This is a genomic window from Mixta theicola (genome assembly GCF_002895925.1).
Lineage (GTDB): Bacteria > Pseudomonadota > Gammaproteobacteria > Enterobacterales > Enterobacteriaceae > Mixta > Mixta theicola.
In genome coordinates this window covers 151816-169082 of record NZ_NWUO01000008.1, presented here as the reverse complement: position 1 = coordinate 169082, position 17267 = coordinate 151816, and the positions used below count along the sequence as shown (strand labels likewise).

Genomic DNA, 17267 nt, shown 5'->3' with positions numbered 1-17267 from the left:
TGATGCTGAAATAGCTGGAAAAGTTAAATACGTTAACGAAAGGAATAACAACCCGCGTCAACAGTACAGATGCGGCGCTTTACGTGGGTAAGATCACTTTCTTACTTTTAAGCTGAAATCAATTGGCGGCAACTACCGAGAAAACGCTATCCAGTTCGATTTGACGCTGCGGATCGATTCCCTGAACAAGCAATATCGAATTTTGGGTCAGGGTCAGCCATGACTTCCATCCATAATTGGTACACATGTATGGCCCACGCTATACCATGTACCTAAACGTGTCCCAATTATCACTCGATTCCGGTGGATCTGACCTGCCCCCAGGATTAGATACAACGCTCAGTTAGTAATGTCGGATCCTTCACTATCAGAATTACCCTTTCTCCAGCCCGTCGCAAATTCAGACGGCGTCTGATAATTCAGCGTGGAGTGCGGGCGGCACTCGTTATAATCCTGACGCCATTCACTGATGATTTTTCTGGCATGACTGACGTCGTTGAACCAGGGTTCATTCAGGCATTCATCGCGAAAGCGTCCGTTAAAACTCTCAATAAATCCGTTCTGTGTCGGCTTGCCGGGCTGAATAAGCCGCAGCTCCACGCCATGCTCAAAGGCCCACTGGTCAAGTGCTCTACAGGTAAACTCCGGCCCCTGGTCAGTTCTTATCGTCGCCGGATAGCCGCGAAAAAGCGCAATACTGTCCAGAATACGCGTGACCTGCACGCCTGAAATCCCAAAGGCAACGGTGACAGTCAGGCACTCCTTCGTGAAGTCATCGACGCAGGTAAGGCACTTGATCCTGCGACCTGTAGCCAGTGCGTCCATGACGAAATCCATCGACCAGGTCAGATTGGGTGCCGCCGAGCGAAGCAGCGGCAGACGTTCTGTTGCCAGCCCTTTACGACGTCGTCTGCGTTTTACGCCCAGCCCCCTCAGATGATAAAGGCGGTACACGCGCTTGTGATTAACATGAAGCCCTTCACGGCGCAGTAACTGCCAGATGCGGCGGTAGCCAAAACGCCTGCGCTCCAGTGCCAGCTCAATAATGCGCCCTGATAAATGGGCATCAGCAGCTGGACGCCGGGCGTCATAGCGGCAGGTCGACAGGGACAAGCCTGTGAGCCCGCAGGCACGACGTTGCGACAGACCGGTCGCATCACACATTAACATCACGGCTTCGCGCTTCTGGTCTGTCGTCAGTACTTTCGCCCAAGAGCCACCTGAAGCGCCTCCTTATCCAGCATGGCTTCGGCAAGCAGCTTCTTGAGTCTGGCGTTCTCTTCCTCAAGCGACTTCAGGCGCTTAACCTCAGGCACCTCCATACCACCATACTTCTTACGCCAGGTGTAAAACGTGGCATCAGAAATGGCGTGCTTGCGGCAAAGCTCACGGGCGGATACCCCGGCTTCGGCCTCGCGGAGAATACTGATGATCTGTTCGTCGGAAAAACGCTTCTTCATGGGAATGTCCTCATGTGGCTTATGAAGACATTACTAACATCGGGGTGTACTAATCAACGGGGAGCAGGTCAGAGCAGAGAGCCTAAAACAAGCCATCATGATGAGCTATAAGGAGTGGGGGCCGGATGGGGAAGGCATCAACAACATAGAAAGCCATGAACACGCGATGTTGACATTGCTCAAAGAGCATTGAGATATGACCCTACCAACCAGTAAATAATGCGTGCAACTGTGTTTTATAATATCAAGTGTGATTACAATCGCTGGCGGTGCCATAGTGCCGTTGGCGGTCTCAGCTCTGAACGATTTGAAAACCAAAACCTTGATTAGGGCTGTGCCTACCTTACGTGAGTTGGAACAGTATGTTATATAACCAAATTAGACGTCAGGATTCCAATATTTGTGGAATCCTGAAAAGCTTGATACCTGCGTCCGAGAATGGCTGTGAAGTATTTAGATCACTGATGATGATGCAGTGATCCGATTGGACTGTGCCATAACATCTTCTTAATTTTCGCAAAATTGTCACGGATGTGTAAATGGAGTCGAACGATTCAGGCGGAGTAGCCGCCAAGCACGGTTTCTTATTTCAGGACTGCGTAGCCGCTTACCATGTCACCCGAATGCTTCGTGACAAGACTATCCGCAGTGTGCGCTGCGAGGTCACAGACGATATCGATATTGTATCTGATGGAAACATCGAATTCGTTCAGGTAAAAAGCACTGACAAGACACGCTGGAACATTTCGCATATCGTTCAGAACTCAAAAGGTGCTGGTAAAAAGACGATCCCCTGCAGCTCAATTTTGCACAAATCGATGCAGTGTGAGTCGGGCGCGGCCCTTGGCCGTAGGTACTCCATCGTCACAGAGGAAAAGGTCAACAAAACCCTTGAGTACTTGACGATCAGCCTAAACGCCCGACTAGATAAGCCAGGTAGACAGGAACTCATCGATGATCTCAACAAACGCACAGACAATTACCTAACAGCCTCAGGTATAAGCGTTTCAGATTGGATCGATGCGGCTACATGGGAAGTGTTTTCATCCCTGCGAGAACTGGAACTCTTGGGGATCAAGAACATACGGCTGGCCTCCCAGGATCTGCATGGGGTCATTCTCAGTTCCGAAACCGTCGCCGAAGACATTTGGTGCCGCATCCTTGATACCGTGACGCGCAAGGGCGAGCATTCTCGACGCATTCACAGTGCTGATGACAAGTCCTATCTCCGACCAGACCTACTTGAGTGGTTCAAGCAGCGTGTCGAAGATGACCAATCTCGGTCAGGCCGCAAAATCTACGTCAAACGGAACTTACCCCATATCCTTACGCCATTCAGAGCGCCTATGGCTTCGGTCTGCGCTAAGCGTAAAGGTCAGGTACTACATCAGCAGTACTCTCTTAAGCAATACCGCTACAAGCACATCGCGGATAACGTCTGCCAATGGTTGGATGAGGTCTTTCTCCGACCAAAAGAAATGTCTGATATTCATAAACTGACATTCATTGAAAAGCGAGAACGACTAAAGAATTCCGTCTTCAAATCGCTCCATGACGTCAGCGAATTCTTGGGTCGAGTACTGTTGCACGCAACGATCCGGCAGCACCACGAAAGCCAGCCTATCCCTTGCATGCTATACGTGGAAAAAGCAGGGGCCGAAAAAATTCTTGAAAACGTGCATATCGTTCGCCGCGATCCAGAAGGTGATCAGCTTTGGATTGGCTTCAGCGAGTTGGTGACTGATATTGACATTGCCGTCAGATTGCCGGAGATACGGGATCGGTTGTACGAGGACATTTCGGATTGCATCGATACAGCACGCAGAAAGATCCTCGACATTAAAGACGATAACTACCTGCTTCGCCACGACATTGACGAAATTCTCGATGGCAGCCGACCTTTCGATGCTCACCTCGATCGTTTCACGTTTGTTCTGTTCGTGGGCTACGACTCGAACCTGCTAACCGATCCTGAAACGCCGGGGTTCGAGGATTACCTGGAGAAGGAAACGACGGTGCTGTTCGAAAAATTCGCGGCTGACCTTATCGAAGATTCGCCGTTCGCGAATCTTTGCATCCACGTGTTCATTTATCCAGCTCCGAGTCTTGAGCGGTTAACCCAATTGGTTGATGAGAAGGTGAGAGAGGTCGTATGACAGAGGTCTATGAACAGGCGAAACATAGCCTGCAGGGTGAGGACTTCTCATCTTTCAATTACCTGTTTGCGGTCAACAAGCTGTTGTCCAATCCTGTTTCGTATGACTTGGGACGGGACTTGATCGTGCGTGCTCTCGATTCGCGCGAGCGGTTTTCCGAGCACACCACAATTTTGAAAAATATGGTGAGAAAATCAGGTTTGTTCCCGTACCTCAAAAAAGAGTTCACTGGCCTGACACCGGACGACCTGAGGGTACTTGAGCTATACCGGACGCCATTCTCGGATGGTTACGTTTTCCACTCAATGCAGTTCCACATATTCGATCTGCTCAAGTCCGGTCAAAACGTGGTACTGAGCGCTCCTACAAGCATGGGTAAAAGCGCAATTGTCGATTCGTTGCTCGGCATGGGAACGTTGAAGCGGCTCGTTCTGGTTGTTCCGACCGTGGCTCTTGCCGACGAAACCCGTCGCCGATTGCAAGAGCGATTCGGTGACCGATATCAGATTATTCACCACAGTTCCCAAGTGTGCCATTCCGATCAGGCTGTCTACGTGTTAACGCAGGAGCGAGTGAACGAGCGTGACGACATCATCGACATTGACCTCTTCGTCATTGACGAGTTTTACAAGTTGGCGTTCCGTCAACTCAAAAGCGGGGCAGTTGATCATCAAGACGAGCGAGTTATCGAGCTCAACATTGCGTTGAGCAAACTGCTTAAGGTCTCCAGGCAGTTTTACCTGACTGGACCGTTCGTTAACAGCATTCGCGGTCTCGAAAGACTTGGGTATCCGCATACTTTTGTTTCCACCGACTTCAACACGGTGGCACTAGATGTTCAGACGTTCGGCATCAAAGCGAGTGACGACGAAGCCAAGCTCAACGCGCTGGCGAAGATCGCGCACGCATGCGTCGGTGCAACGATCATCTATTGCAAGTCACCAACTGTTGCCGGTCGGGTGGCTCGCGAGCTGATCAGGCTCGGGCATGGCACTCAGACTGAGAGTCCTCATGTTGACTGGGTTAGCGAAGAATTCGATGCCGACTGGGATTACACGGTGGCACTCAGAAACGGTATCGGCTTGCATTTTGGCGCGCTGCCGAGAGCGCTGCAGCAATACACCGCTGACCAATTTAATGCAGGAAAACTGCGCTTCTTACTTTGTACCTCAACGATCATTGAAGGCGTCAACACTATCGCAAAAAACGTCGTGATCTACGATAACCGCGATGGGCCTCGCAGCATTGACAAATTCACCCATGGGAACATCAAGGGGCGCGCCGGGCGCATGGGTGTTCACTTCGTCGGCAAAATCTTTTGCCTGGAGGAAATCCCGGAAGACAACCTCAATCAAGAGGTGGAGATTCCGCTTGGTATTCAAGATATTGATACCCCAATTAACCTCTTGGCCAGCGTTCAACCAGACCACTTGTCCGAGTTCTCACAGGATCGCTTTGATGAAGTCTTCATAAACGAGCGTGTTTCTATCGACCTTGTGAAAAAGCACTCATACTTCCGTGTCGAGCAGTTCGAAGTGCTGCAAAGCATGTTCGAGATGATGGACGACACCGAATTTGCCTCGTTGGTGTTTCACTGGACCCCCGCGACAAACTTCCTCAAGACCTTTGCAAAGATTATTGCCAGACTGGTTCCCCATACGTTCAGTCGCAATGGAGTTCCTGTTAATCCTACTGATGTAATGGTTGCCAAACTTGCCAGTTATTCAAACGCTGCAAGCTATTCGGAATATCTGAAAAGCCAGATTGATCGCGCACGGCAGTGGGTGTCTGAAGAGGAAAAGCGCTCTCTTTCCATCGCCATTAACAATGATTTGAAGCTCATCACCAATACTTTCGGTTACACCCTACCTAAGGTGCTCAGCTTAATGGAGGATGTAGTCAAATACCATGCATTGAAGAGAGGTATCCTCAGCAAAGTCGATTACACGCATGCCAAAATGACGTTCGAGAATTTCCATCTACCGCCAGGTGTAAGTGCCTTGGAGGAGATTGGCATTCCCATTCAGACGTTACACCGGCTGGTAGATTTGCTGGAATTTTCCGACCAGGCTGATGTGGATGAGTTGTGCCAGTATCTTCGGGATACTCAGGACGTTTGGAGTCGATCGATTGGGTACGTGGATCAGTCGTTCATCAGGCGCGCGCTCGGCATTGAACAACATTGATTTAGGTGCGTTTGTGTTCCTTGGTCGGTATATCCTGGTCGTTCCGTCCTGTTAATAATGGCTTTGACCGAATCTCAGCTCACCTCGCTTGCTATTGCGCTTCCCAATTGGCGGTAAGACAGAGTTTGAGACTAATTAGAATACACCGCATCACGCCGAAAAAACCGTATGGTGGGGATCAGCCCTATGAGAAAATAACTGGTGAGCACATTGTTGAGTTTACAGATTTTACGCAAAGCGGTTTCCAGGCTGATATTACGCCTGCTGGCGGATAAACCTCTGCCCACGAAAACCCCCGGCGAAAAACTGCATATTCTTCTGCTTCGCTGGGATGCAAAATTGGGCGATGCCATCGTATCTTCTTTCTTTTTTCGCGAATCACGTAAGCTCAATGCCCAATTGACTGTACTTACGGTTAAGGAGTTAGCTGAAATGCATGCCAACACCTTCGGTGTGGATGAAGTCATCGTTACGAATCCGCATCCAGGGCTTGGTGAACTACGCAGATTGGTGAACCAACTAAGTAATGTCGACGTCGTTGTTCATCTGGTTGGACGACTGCAACCTGCCGAAATCGTTTTTATGCGGTTACTCCGCCCGGCAAGTCTCTATTCGCTTGATGATTCGCTGCGCTGTGTGAATTGTAAAATGGGTTTTGCTGCAAACACGCTCAATATCGTGGAGCAGTACCAATATATTCTGCAAGATCTGGGCGCGAAAGTGATCGACACTCAGTACATTGTGCCATTGCCTGCCGAGCTCCCGCCTGCGGCGTTTTCCCCTCAAATCCTATTTAATCCTTATGCCAGCCGACAAGACAAGGGGCTATCCCCTTCCCGGGCAACCGCAGCTCTACAAGCTATCGCCAACGAGTTTCCCAGCCATTCCGTGGGCATTCTTTGCAGCCCTTCAACGCTGTACAGCGCACAGCATCTGGAAAACGCAGTTGCACGCGATAATGTAGCAGTGTTGTGCGATGGGCTAACGCCCGAAAAGGTTGCAGGATATATTCGCCGCGCGCAGGCAGTTGTTAGTGTGGATACTGCCATTGTGCATATGGCTGTTGGTCTGAAAGCGAAGCTGGTGGCGATCTACCCGTTGATTGCAGGTCAACACAACCCATGGCTGCCGCCTCGCTCACCTTTTACACAGGTGATCTACAGCGAGCAACAGCCAGACACACTCCGTCGTACGGGCAAAAAAAATATGGATGCTTTTTCGCTAACGTCATTAATGAACGCATTGCAGACTCTCTTAACGCTGCCAACAGAAGCGAAAAACAGCATGTCGCTTAACGCCAGAATCATCTCCGGGCTAGGGGTAGCGACGGGCACATTGGCGCGACAACTGCCCTTAATCTGTGAAAAATTTCCTGAAGTTGCAGGCTGTTATGCCGGGACGATCAACCTTGAATTCAGCATTCCTGTCGCAGTCGTGCGGCCCGATCACCGTACCGCGCCGCTGGCCTGGACTCCCAGTGGACGCACCAATGAGATATTCGATCTACTGCGCATTGAACTTGAGTTCAGCCATTTACCTGAACGAATCCCCGCATGGCTGTATATTGCCCACGGCTCGCCACACCGCCGGACGCCGACCATTCACGAAGCAATCGCGCCGCGCATTAACCTCAATGGCGCCACGCACTGTCGACTCCACTTACCCGCTGAGGCTATCGTACTGGGCGAAAGCGGTACTCAGGCAACGGAAGCTATCAATTTGTCACTTTCTTTAACCCAGTAATCCGCATTCGCCTCAATATGCAAAAACAGTTTTGCCAGCAGCGAACCACCCGCCAGGAATTCAGCCACGGTTTCTCTCCGGGCTTCGGTACGCCGGAAATAGGTGTTGTAAAGTTTGAGAATGGCCACGTCTTTAATCAAAAACGCCCCAACAGCAATATCGGTGCGACGCATCACCTCGCAACCAGCAAAGTTGTAAAGCGGACGGTGTCCTGGATCGATGACATCCCCGCTAATCGGGATGGCAGCATCGGCAGCCTGGGCAATGATATTTTTGATGTTCCCAGGATTACCCCAAGCGTGATTCTCGCTCTCAAGCCCTATAGCTAAGGCTTGCGCAAGTATGGGGTTTCCCGGCAGGGACGCGAAAATACACTCGCTATGCCAGTGCAATTTATGGCTCAACCCTGTCGGAAATAACTCAACAGTCGGATCCCTAAACAGCAACGTATCCGCATCCAACCATGCCCCGCCCCAGCGATGTACAAACGCCATGCGAATGAAATCGCTTTTCGCCACAATAGCTTCAATGCCGTTCGCCAGCGTAAAGTTCAGCGGTTCAAAGGCCCAGGCTTTATTCATGATGTCAGCATCGATGTGCTCGCTTACCGTTCGCTGCGTAAGCAGAAGAAAACGATCGCCCAGAGCTCTGCGCATAGAAACCAGTGCCAGGGCAACATAAGCCGGCATGGTCTGACCCGGTGCGTTTTCCCAGTAACTGACGTAATGGATAGTGTCGGACGTCATTTCACCAGCACCTTACCTTTCGCACATAACAGCCCATTTTGCATCAGATATGTTCTGAGCATCACCAGTGATGGCGCGCATGCAGGCTGAGCCAAAAACTCATTATTTAACGCTGATTTATAGAGATTAAGCCAGGTCAACGCCGGTACATTTGGCAGGAAAGCCGGTAAACTATCCCGGTTGTCTTCGCCAAATAACAGACGCAACGCACGCAGAATGGGCTGATAACCCGGAGCAGAGAGCAGTTGCGCGACGTTTTCATCCAGATGCTGCTTCACGCTCACGCTGTTCAGCCGATCCTCCACCGACGCATCGGTTAAAGCCAACTGTGGATCGAGCGCCACAGGGTAAATGGCACGAAATGACCGGGCGCCGTTACACAGCGATTCATATAACACTTTGTCCGCCGTTGCCCCAGTCACCAGCACGTCATCGCCAAAAATGACATGCACGCCGCTCCAGCGATAAAAATTCTCCGCTGGGATCACATGATCCTGCACAAGATTGACCCGATCGCGCTCGGCCTGGCTAAGGCTGGCGTAATTTTCACACGGCGGCGCAATCCTGGGCAGTTTAACGTTGATAATGGTGGGCAATCCTTTATGCGCCAACGTGAGATTAATTTCCTCAACCACGATATCGTAGAGCACATTGGCCGTGGAAGGCACATTACGCCAACCCGTGGTCATCATCACAACACTCTCCCCCTCCTCTTTGGCCTGGCAAAACAACCCTGACCATGAGGAGGAGGTGTCATCCAGTTCTGCGGCAAGATAGTCGATAACGCACCGAGCCAGATAGCGTATCTCACTCACTCCGCCATATTTCGCACGGCTATAAATGCCCGCCAATGTTGTCGCGTCAGCACCGGTGCGCATATCGCAAAATGATCCAGTCGCATTCGGCGTCAGATAATGCAGCGCCTTGCCACCAAAAATAGCGACGTAATCGGACATGTCGATCAAACCGCGCGCCAGCAAATCGGTCGCGAACGCGCGAAAACCGGATTTAACATCTTGCGCATTGATCTGTGCACTGGCCTGGCGAAACATTGCCAACTGGGTTGCGAGCGGTTCGTTGTGCAATGTGTTCCACGCAAGTGAATGCGGGGTTTTTAGTCCATTCATGGTGAAGATCCTTAGCGAGACGCTGGCACAGTGTGAAATTGAAGGTCATCCAGCAAAACATCAATGCGTTGACGCTGCTGATAATAGCTGATGGATTGAAGCCCTAATGGCCTGAGTGCCTCCATCAACTCGGCGATCCCCGCTCCGGCATCTCGCGGATCGTGAGCATCGGACCCGATGGTCATTGGCACATCGTTCTCCAGTAATTTCGCCAGCAAAGCGCGGGAGGGATAAGACCATCTTCCAGTAATCTCTTTATTCGTCGTCGGATCTAGGCTGGATTTACGCAGACCCGAAGCATTCAGCTCATATGCGATACCGCTGCGTACGAGGGGCGCAATCAGCGGTTCAAAGCGACGCAAAAACACATCCTCTGGGATCGCGCGCAGCAGCGTGTCAGCGTGCCCAACCGCATCAAACAACTGGCTTTCCAGCAATGCTTCAAGCTGAGCAAAATACTTGCCCAGAAAGGAGGCTGCCGCTAACCGGGGCAGTTCCCAGACCTTCACCATCGGCTCATCGGCAACAGTGACGTAGTGAATTGAACCGATGACAAAATCCATCGGATAGCGGGCAAGTAATTGCCGGTTATAACGCTCAGTACCCGGCATATAATCCAGTTCCAGACCGCGTAGCAGCGTGATCTCGCCTTTATAGGTCTGCTGCGCCTTATCAATATCGGCGAAATAGCGCTCCAGTTCCGATTCCAGTAAACGGTTCTGCGCATCCACCGGGAACGGAGCATGATCGGTGATGGTGAGTACCGTCACCCCCGCCGCAATCGAGGAACAAACAAGTTCGTCGATGGTACCTACAGCATGTTTCGAGTAGAACGAGTGGCAGTGCGAATCAATCATGTGGCCTTCCATTGTTCAAGCAACCCGGAATGCTTCCCCATCTCTTTGACCAGCCAGTAAGGATTATTGGCGGTCGCGATGATCGCGCGAAGCTGCGGGGTGTCTTCCAGCCGCGCCAGCAATTCGGTTAACGGCTGGGTATATAACGCGCGCGACAAGGGATTTTCCCGCACATGGCTCGCCAGATGATGCCAGTCGATCGCATCAGAATGGATATTTGCAACACGCTCGGTCTCAATACCGTACAGAAACACATCGCCGTTGGGTTTAATTGTCACGTCCATGCCATTGGGCTGGGGTGCACGGTTCAGGCTGCCAAAGGTAAAAGGTTTATCCACTTTGGACTCAATCGCGGCAATATATCCCTGCAAGTCCAGATAACCCTCCGGCGTATCTCTTGCAGGATGAACCAGATTTTTGTAGTCGATGTTAAACGTGTCCGCACCTATTAATAATTTGTCCTCCAGTACGCTGACTGGCTTTATGCTGGCGTTAATTCCCCATGAAGCCAGTTCACTCACCAGATATTCGCGAGTGAAGGTCCGATCGGTATCAATTGAGCGAAATGAAAAACTGAGCGATGACGGTTTTTTGCGCTGAACATAATCCAGGCTAAATCCATGTGCACGCCATTTTATTTTTTCAATATGGTGGCTATCTGAACTCAGGCGAATATTACAGGTATCACCATTGGCGGAGACAAGACGATTGATCTCATCAAAGATCTTTTCCATCTTCTCATGGCGAAAAAAACCGCTGGTAATAAACTCAAAGCTGTTGCCCCCTCGGGACAACGCCAGTAACTCATAAAAGGTGTGAATGTTATTGAGCGGTTCACCTTCGCCACTCACGGAAATACGCTTTACGGATGGATCATTAATGAGCGCAGACAGATTGTCACGTGCCTGCGTTGACAGCACCATACTCTTACCCGTTACGTGCTTATCCGCATACATGCAGAACGCACAGCCGATGCCGCAGATCTGGGTGATATCCACATAAAGCAAATGACCATGTAAATCCATATATAATATTCCGCCATATTTTCGAAAAAAAATTCAATTTGGTACAAATGGAACTCTTTTGCAGTGTATGTTTCAAACACCAATTCTCTGCATATATCTCATCGGTGCCTTTGATGTATTTAGACAGGTTCCAGGTCCGATCCCAACAGAGCCAGTAAACGCGCATCGGCCTGCGCCCTACCGTCCTGTAGCATCGCTAGTACTGCATTGTCTTCCTGTTGGTGCTGCGCGCCAAACAGATCTAACCTATCGAGCATATAGACCGTTAATACGGTACCAAGGCCGGTGACGCACCCCGTCAGCACAGCTACCATAGTCGTGATCAGCCCGCTGGGCAGAACGGCAAACATCGCGCCGAGAGTTTTGCTGAGGTACTCTTCAAGCAGTACGCCACCAATGACGAATGCGCCGCTGACAGCAATCTTTAGCCCTGCATCTAGTGCTTCGGCACGGCTTGTACCCTCTGGTCGCATCAATACAGTTTTGGCTGCGCGGAACAGCGAAAAAACCCCTTCGCGGATCATTCGCACCAGGTTGCGGGCAGTTGTGAAGAAGGTGTTGATCAGCGTTGTCATCAAGTTACTAATGATTCCGCTAATGGTCCCGTCACGAAACGCCGTTAGCACGTTGCGCCAGTTATCGAGGCAGCTTTTTGCCACCCGCCCAGCACGGATTTTTAATGCCTCCCAGACATGCTCCTGGTCCACCCCATCACAAAACCCGTTATGCCAGCTGTCGTGAACTTCTAACAACAGGCCGTCGACAAAATCCGTCAACACCAAGCCAATCGCCTGCTGTAGGCCCATTTTCCCCGCTTCGACAGCGCTGGTTTTCAGTAAATATGCACCGAATTTTGCACTACCGTAGTAGCCCCAACGAAGACTGCTTTCATACTGCTTGCGCGCCACTTCATCCAGCTCGCGCAATTTTTCCTGATCGACGGCGTTCTGCTGCTTGTACTTCTCCAGTGCGTTCTGATCTTTTTTGCTCAAAGGCTCATTTTTGGCTTTCTCTTCCAACCGGGCGATTTTGGCATCGCGATCGGCACGGTTTTTGTTCAACCAAGCGATGTACTCCTCTGCACTCTTTTGCAACTTCGATTCATTGATCGAGTGGTGCGTCTGATGCAGATTGGTTTTGTGGTTCGCCAGATCCGCTCCATTGGCTTCCGCCAGCCAAACCGCAGGGTCGTTATGGATAGAGGCGGCAGAAATAAGGTGATCCTGCTCCGCATCGGTATTCCTGCTCAGTGCCTGTCCGGTATAGGCATCCACTGCTTCGCCTGCATCCTGTTTTTTACTGTTTCCGGCGTTGGTCTTCTTGTAGTTGTCGTGCTTATGGTATGGATCACTGTTGTACTTACCGCGGCTTTCATAACGCACTTGCTCCTCTTCCGTGGCATACACCCCGGAGCGAACATTATGAATGGTATCGACATTCCCCCCCACCTTGTCCCACGCAGAGACAATACTTCCCAGCCCAAACGGACCAATAATGCTATGCAGAAGACGCTGTCGGCACTCAGCCAGCATCAATGTGGTTTGTTCCGTGCGCCACTTCTGTTGATACTGCCGAACTTGCTGATGTGCCTGCCAAGCACTGACATCGGATACTATAACGACCTCTTTTGTTGGTGATGGTATGAGCTCGCTTGTCTGTCGTTGACGCTGACGCTGCTGATTCAGACGCAATAGCAATAAAAGTGTTTTTCTGTCCATAATCTCCCCTTAATACGCACCTGCACGCTGGCTAAATGCCTCACGAAGCACCGCCATTAGCTCAGCAGCCTCATTTTCCTGAATACCTAACTCGAACGCCTGTTCAAGCGCAGTGTGGATATCAGGCGGATTGACAATAAGACGATTAATTGTGGCTTGTAATATCGAGGAAAGATGCCCGCTCATCATCCCCAGGCAGCAGGTTTCGATATCGCTGCGCACGTCAGACGGCGCGATACCTTCCTCTTTAGCACAAGCAAAGGCAACAGCAAGCATTGCCTCACAACGTTTTTCAAATCGCTGAACTTCATCCATTTTTTTGAGGACCTGATCTGCATACTCTTCCGTCGTCTGCTGTTGCCCGGCCACCACTCCCTGCTCAAACGCCATATTGCGCTCACGCCTTACACTGGCTGCAGTAGAGAGTCCTACCATACGAAACATGTTCGCCACCCAGCTGTCAGCTTCTTTCTCATCCTGCCAGCGATGATACTCCCACCAAACTTTATCGGCTTCCGCCGTAGCATGAATCCGTTGGCGAAGTAGTGCTACCTGAACCACTGCAGGGATCGTAACGCGAAACGCTGGTCCCGCCAGGTCTAGGGCGGTCCATAGCCCAGTAATCACCCAGCCAATCGGTCCCAAGAAAGAAGCTGCCCCTCGCGCAGCCACAAACGAGGCTGCGGACATCACCACCGTCCGTCCGAGCAGTTGGCTGGCAAAAACGTTGGCAATTAACGATGCCAAGAGCAAGCTTGAGAAGCGGCTAGACTGCAACTGCGTCATTAATTTTGCTTCTGGGAAAAGCATCGTACTACCCTGAGTAAGATCCATTTTTTCAAGCAGATTTTTGCGTTGAGCTTGGTCCATATCCGACCAAGCCTTGCGAGTAATAGCCGCCAGCACAGCCAGTTCGATACGATCAACGCTCCAGTCCTTCTCGTAGGTCGCATCAAACTTGTCCGCCACATCGATCACCACGGTTTTCCACTCCGGGCCGCCGCCGCGAAACAGATTGACGACGGTATTGCCACCAAACTCGCACAGCTCATGGGCAATCAGATCTGCATACTGACTGTGTGCCGGGTAATGGGTTTTATAACGTGCTTTACTCTCAATACCGTTGCTGAACGCCTTCGTAATGTATTCCACCAGTGGGGCCAACTCGCTATCCGATGCATCACGTAATACTGGCAGCAGTTGACGATCACCATTACTCATCATTGTTTTCCTGTTCTGTACTGACATTGTTTGTTTCGCGTTTAATGTTGCTAATGGTGCTGCCAAAGGTGGCAAGAAAGCCATCAAGCATCGGACTGTCGATTACCGTGGCGCTAAAATGCAGCCGCCCGTCTTCAAGCTCGCTGACCTGTTGGTCCGCTGAAAGTGGCGACTCCAGCAACAATTGCGCCCGCGCAGTTTCGAGGGTGAAATAAATGCGGATACTTCGCCCCTCGCCGAATCCGAAGCGCCCATCATCGTCGTAACGTTTGAGGTTAAAATCTGCGGGGCGTGAAAAGTGAAAGGTACTGCACACCGCCGAGGTAATGCGATTCAGAGCCAGACTGCGTTCGTTATCGTAGCCTTTAAAGCGGCAAACCAGATACAGACGCGAGCCCTGTTGGGCTAACCCGAGGGGCATCACCTCCGCCTGACGGCGAGTACCGTGAGCATTGCTGTAATCAATGTTCAGCCAACGGTTGTGGTAAAGCGCTTCACTGACCGCGTCAAACACGCCTTCCTGGATCACCGGTGGTAGGAGCGGCTGACTGGCAGCGACCACCCGCACCTTCTGCGACCATTCCCGCTCTCGCTGCGCCTGTCCGCTGTGGCTAAGAGTGTGTCCCGCTTGACTAAAAAATGGCGAAAATGAAGCCATCAGATGCGCGGGTAACAGGTGCTTTAACTGCGCCTGCGCCATCTGCATCAGCAGTGATTCTGCTGGCGATAGCTGCGCCAAGCTCAGGCCTCGCGAACCTACCCGCCATCGCCAGCCATAGGGGCGGCTACGATCATCACACTCCAGATCGAAGTGTTGGCTCAGGCGTTCAAGCTGGCGCTGAATGGTACGCACATTACGCTCAATACCTGCATCCAAAAGTTGTTGGTGCAACTCATGGGCAGTAATGCGCTGATTACCCGGAATGCGGCGCAACAGCTCAAGAGAAAAAAATGTGGTATCAACGCTGTTTGTTCGCTTTGGCATTATGGCTCCTGTAGCAGCACCCTGAATGCGTAACGCATTTATGCATATCAGATTTATCGGCAATAGCCGTCAATACTTAACCGGTTTATTCACCATCAGATAGTGAGCTGAGTCTGCCAGATGCATGCGACAGACTATGTCGCAGTAATAAAAAAAAGTGGGAAGACACGATACGGGGATTGGCCATTAAGCACGTTTCTGGCTGACATAATGCCATACGACATGCTGGCGCTTAAGAATGAGATTATGTGTGCTCTGAGAGAATAATTACAGTCTCATCAAATACCACGTCTGTAATGCATAAATAGCTGTTGTTGATATCAACGTATTCAAACTGATGAGTGACGTCATTCATTCTGATGTTAAAAGCCCGGTTACTTTCAGATCCCTAAATATGTTCACTCGGTTTTCAGGGTTAGTTCATCATCCCTGATAAGCTGTTTTATTATCTCTTTAGCGGATAGCGCTTTCGCTTGATGAAAGAGAGGATATATCCAGAGGTTTATTAGCAAACCTAGCATTAGGGAAATAGCTGACAAATTATCAAGAGTCCCCTTTCTACATCGTGCCCAACACTGGACACGATGTAATTAGGTGTATTAGGCCATAGCTAGTAATTTGATGCCGTTATACCCACCTTCAATAATATTTCCTCGGTCTGCCACTTGAACGAAATTTGCCCACCACTGCATCATCGGACGACGCTGCTCAAGATAATCGCTGCGGTTATAGGCACGCCGAACCTCGTTCTTATCCACATGAGCAAGAGCCGCTTCAATAACATCAGGTGGAAAACCCTGCTCATTAAGGGCCGTACTGGCGATAGATCGCAGGCCGTGCGAAACCAGCACTCCGCCAAAGCCCGCACGCTTTAGTGATGCGTTAACCGTCTGATTGGTTGCTTTGGTTTGATACGGCTGGGAAAAATGAATTCCCGATTGCCGCTCAACGGCTTCATAATTTCCAGAATAGCCACTGCTTCATCTGACAATGGAACAGTATGGTCACGGTTCATCTTCATGCGTGATGCAGGGATCTTCCATTCTCGCGCTTCCATGTCTACCTCTTCCCAGCGGGCTTCAGCCGCTTCGGCAGGGCGGGTGATGGTAAGAAGTTGCCACATGAACAGGCACCGTGTTGAAAGGCTAATGCTGGCCGTTCGCATCGTCTGCATTAACTGAGGCAACTGATCGGGTCGGATGCTGGGCATGTTTTTCTTCTGTGGCTTTTCGAATGCCTTGCCAATATTGACACTGGGTACCGCATCAATCAGCCCCGTGTTCTGGGCATAGATCATGACCTCATTAATGCGTTGGCACAGGCGACGAACAGTTTCCAGTGCACCTCTGGCCTGAACCGGTTGCACGGCCTGAACCAGCCTATGAGCTTTGATATCTGTAACGCTGACGTCACCAATCGCAGGAAAGACATCTCTTTCCAGAGAGCGCCAGATATCGTCGGCATAATCCTCTGTGACGCTGGCTTTCTTCATATTCCACCAACGTTCTGCCACGAGTTGGAAAGTATTGGTTTTGGCTTCCAGCGAGTTGCGTAATTGTTCTTGCTGGTGTTCCTGGGGATCGATTTTTTTCGCCAGGAGAGAGCGGGACTCTGCCCGATAGCTTCGAGCATCGGCAAGCGTAACTGACGGGTAGGAGCCAATGCTCTTTTTCGCTCGCTTCTTGGTATCAGGGCGAATGTAGCGAAATTGCCAGATTTTACTCCCGCTGGATTTGATCAGTAGCTCAAGGCCATCGCCATCATAGAGTACATAGTCCGCTTCCTTGGGTTTGGCAGATTCAATTTCTTTAACGGAGAGAGGTTTGGTTTGTCTTGCCATTGCCGGGTTTCCATAGTTTTAGGCACCTCAAAAACAATAAAGCTTTATGAGGTGCCTAACAAGGTGCCTAAAAGGTTCGGATTTAATTAGTTGGCATCAGACTTCGCGGGACAAATTGAGGGCACAAAAAAGCCCGCAGGGCTTGTGCCGTGCGGGCTTTCAGGACTTCTACGGATGACTCTGGAATCATCTTCGAAGGATTT

12 protein-coding genes and 3 pseudogenes are annotated in these 17267 nt (G+C 50.7%); 5 read left to right on the top strand and 10 right to left on the bottom strand.

Annotation, left to right across the window (positions count from 1 at the left end; translation table 11 throughout):
* Positions 1-118: 118 nt before the first annotated feature.
* Both COO59_RS21495 and COO59_RS12570 read right to left on the bottom strand, forming a co-directional pair.
* A complete protein-coding gene (locus tag COO59_RS21495; RefSeq protein ID WP_276308273.1) occupies positions 119-247 on the bottom strand; it encodes a hypothetical protein in 129 nt (42 codons plus the stop codon).
* 92 nt (positions 248-339) lie between these two features.
* A protein-coding gene (locus COO59_RS12570) for an IS3 family transposase (protein WP_103060133.1) occupies positions 340-1460 on the bottom strand; the annotation gives its coding sequence in 2 pieces (ribosomal slippage) (positions 340-1202 and positions 1202-1460; 1122 coding nt in all).
* Between the two features lie 61 nt (positions 1461-1521).
* Here COO59_RS12570 and COO59_RS21265 point away from each other — a divergent pair.
* From COO59_RS21265 to COO59_RS12555, 4 genes and pseudogenes are all read left to right on the top strand, one after another.
* Positions 1522-1653, top strand: a pseudogene (locus COO59_RS21265) (GmrSD restriction endonuclease domain-containing protein); the annotation flags it as partial.
* Positions 1654-1999: 346 nt separating this feature from the next.
* On the top strand, positions 2000-3616 hold the full coding sequence (gene abpA / locus COO59_RS12565; protein WP_103060132.1) for an anti-bacteriophage protein AbpA: 1617 nt from the start codon (positions 2000-2002) through the stop codon (positions 3614-3616).
* Positions 3613-5802: a DEAD/DEAH box helicase gene (locus COO59_RS12560; protein WP_103060131.1), complete on the top strand. Its 2190-nt coding sequence runs from the start codon at positions 3613-3615 to the stop codon at positions 5800-5802. The genes abpA and COO59_RS12560 overlap by 4 nt, the downstream gene beginning before the upstream one ends.
* Positions 5803-6003: 201 nt before the next feature.
* Positions 6004-7545 (top strand): glycosyltransferase family 9 protein, encoded by a 1542-nt coding sequence (locus COO59_RS12555; protein WP_240614130.1) that lies wholly within the window; start codon positions 6004-6006, stop codon positions 7543-7545.
* Here COO59_RS12555 and COO59_RS12550 read toward each other — a convergent pair.
* From COO59_RS12550 to COO59_RS12520, 7 genes are all read right to left on the bottom strand, one after another.
* Complete coding sequence (locus tag COO59_RS12550) at positions 7500-8291, bottom strand: glycosyltransferase family 32 protein (RefSeq protein WP_103060130.1); 792 nt, start codon at positions 8289-8291, stop codon at positions 7500-7502. The genes COO59_RS12555 and COO59_RS12550 overlap by 46 nt on opposite strands.
* Positions 8288-9418 (bottom strand): hypothetical protein, encoded by a 1131-nt coding sequence (locus COO59_RS12545; protein ID WP_103060129.1) that lies wholly within the window; start codon positions 9416-9418, stop codon positions 8288-8290. The genes COO59_RS12550 and COO59_RS12545 overlap by 4 nt, the downstream gene beginning before the upstream one ends.
* Positions 9419-9429: 11 nt before the next feature.
* Positions 9430-10275, bottom strand: coding sequence for a histidinol-phosphatase (locus tag COO59_RS12540; protein ID WP_103060128.1), 846 nt, complete (start codon positions 10273-10275; stop codon positions 9430-9432).
* Positions 10272-11300, bottom strand: coding sequence for a radical SAM family protein (locus COO59_RS12535; RefSeq protein WP_103060127.1), 1029 nt, complete (start codon positions 11298-11300; stop codon positions 10272-10274). Before COO59_RS12535 ends, COO59_RS12540 begins: the two co-directional genes overlap by 4 nt.
* 119 nt (positions 11301-11419) lie before the next feature.
* A complete protein-coding gene (locus COO59_RS12530; RefSeq protein WP_103060126.1) occupies positions 11420-13018 on the bottom strand; it encodes a hypothetical protein in 1599 nt (532 codons plus the stop codon).
* A 9-nt stretch (positions 13019-13027) separates the two neighbouring features.
* The gene (locus COO59_RS12525; protein WP_103060125.1) at positions 13028-14242 is read right to left on the bottom strand and encodes a YaaW family protein; all 1215 of its coding nucleotides are present in this window, start codon (positions 14240-14242) and stop codon (positions 13028-13030) included.
* Complete coding sequence (locus COO59_RS12520) at positions 14232-15224, bottom strand: helix-turn-helix transcriptional regulator (RefSeq protein ID WP_103060124.1); 993 nt, start codon at positions 15222-15224, stop codon at positions 14232-14234. Before COO59_RS12520 ends, COO59_RS12525 begins: the two co-directional genes overlap by 11 nt.
* A 457-nt stretch (positions 15225-15681) precedes the next feature.
* On the opposite strand from COO59_RS12520, the pseudogene COO59_RS21560 reads away from it, so the two are divergent.
* Positions 15682-15779, top strand: a pseudogene (locus tag COO59_RS21560) (helix-turn-helix domain-containing protein); the annotation flags it as partial.
* Positions 15780-15823: 44 nt separating this feature from the next.
* Here COO59_RS21560 and COO59_RS12515 read toward each other — a convergent pair.
* Positions 15824-17064, bottom strand: a pseudogene (locus COO59_RS12515) (integrase domain-containing protein).
* Between the last annotated feature and the right edge of the window lie 203 nt (positions 17065-17267).

Bases quoted from the DNA above. Each gene is read 5' to 3' on its own strand.
- COO59_RS21495 (WP_276308273.1), bottom strand. From the start codon at position 247: ATGTGTACCAATTATGGATGGAAGTCATGGCTGACCCTGACCCAAAAT.
- abpA (WP_103060132.1), top strand. From the start codon at position 2,000: ATGGAGTCGAACGATTCAGGCGGAGTAGCCGCCAAGCACGGTTTCTTA.
- COO59_RS12560 (WP_103060131.1), top strand. From the start codon at position 3,613: ATGACAGAGGTCTATGAACAGGCGAAACATAGCCTGCAGGGTGAGGAC.
- COO59_RS12550 (WP_103060130.1), bottom strand. From the start codon at position 8,291: ATGACGTCCGACACTATCCATTACGTCAGTTACTGGGAAAACGCACCG.
- COO59_RS12545 (WP_103060129.1), bottom strand. From the start codon at position 9,418: ATGAATGGACTAAAAACCCCGCATTCACTTGCGTGGAACACATTGCAC.
- COO59_RS12540 (WP_103060128.1), bottom strand. From the start codon at position 10,275: ATGATTGATTCGCACTGCCACTCGTTCTACTCGAAACATGCTGTAGGT.
- COO59_RS12535 (WP_103060127.1), bottom strand. From the start codon at position 11,300: ATGGATTTACATGGTCATTTGCTTTATGTGGATATCACCCAGATCTGC.
- COO59_RS12530 (WP_103060126.1), bottom strand. From the start codon at position 13,018: ATGGACAGAAAAACACTTTTATTGCTATTGCGTCTGAATCAGCAGCGT.
- COO59_RS12525 (WP_103060125.1), bottom strand. From the start codon at position 14,242: ATGATGAGTAATGGTGATCGTCAACTGCTGCCAGTATTACGTGATGCA.
- COO59_RS12520 (WP_103060124.1), bottom strand. From the start codon at position 15,224: ATGCCAAAGCGAACAAACAGCGTTGATACCACATTTTTTTCTCTTGAG.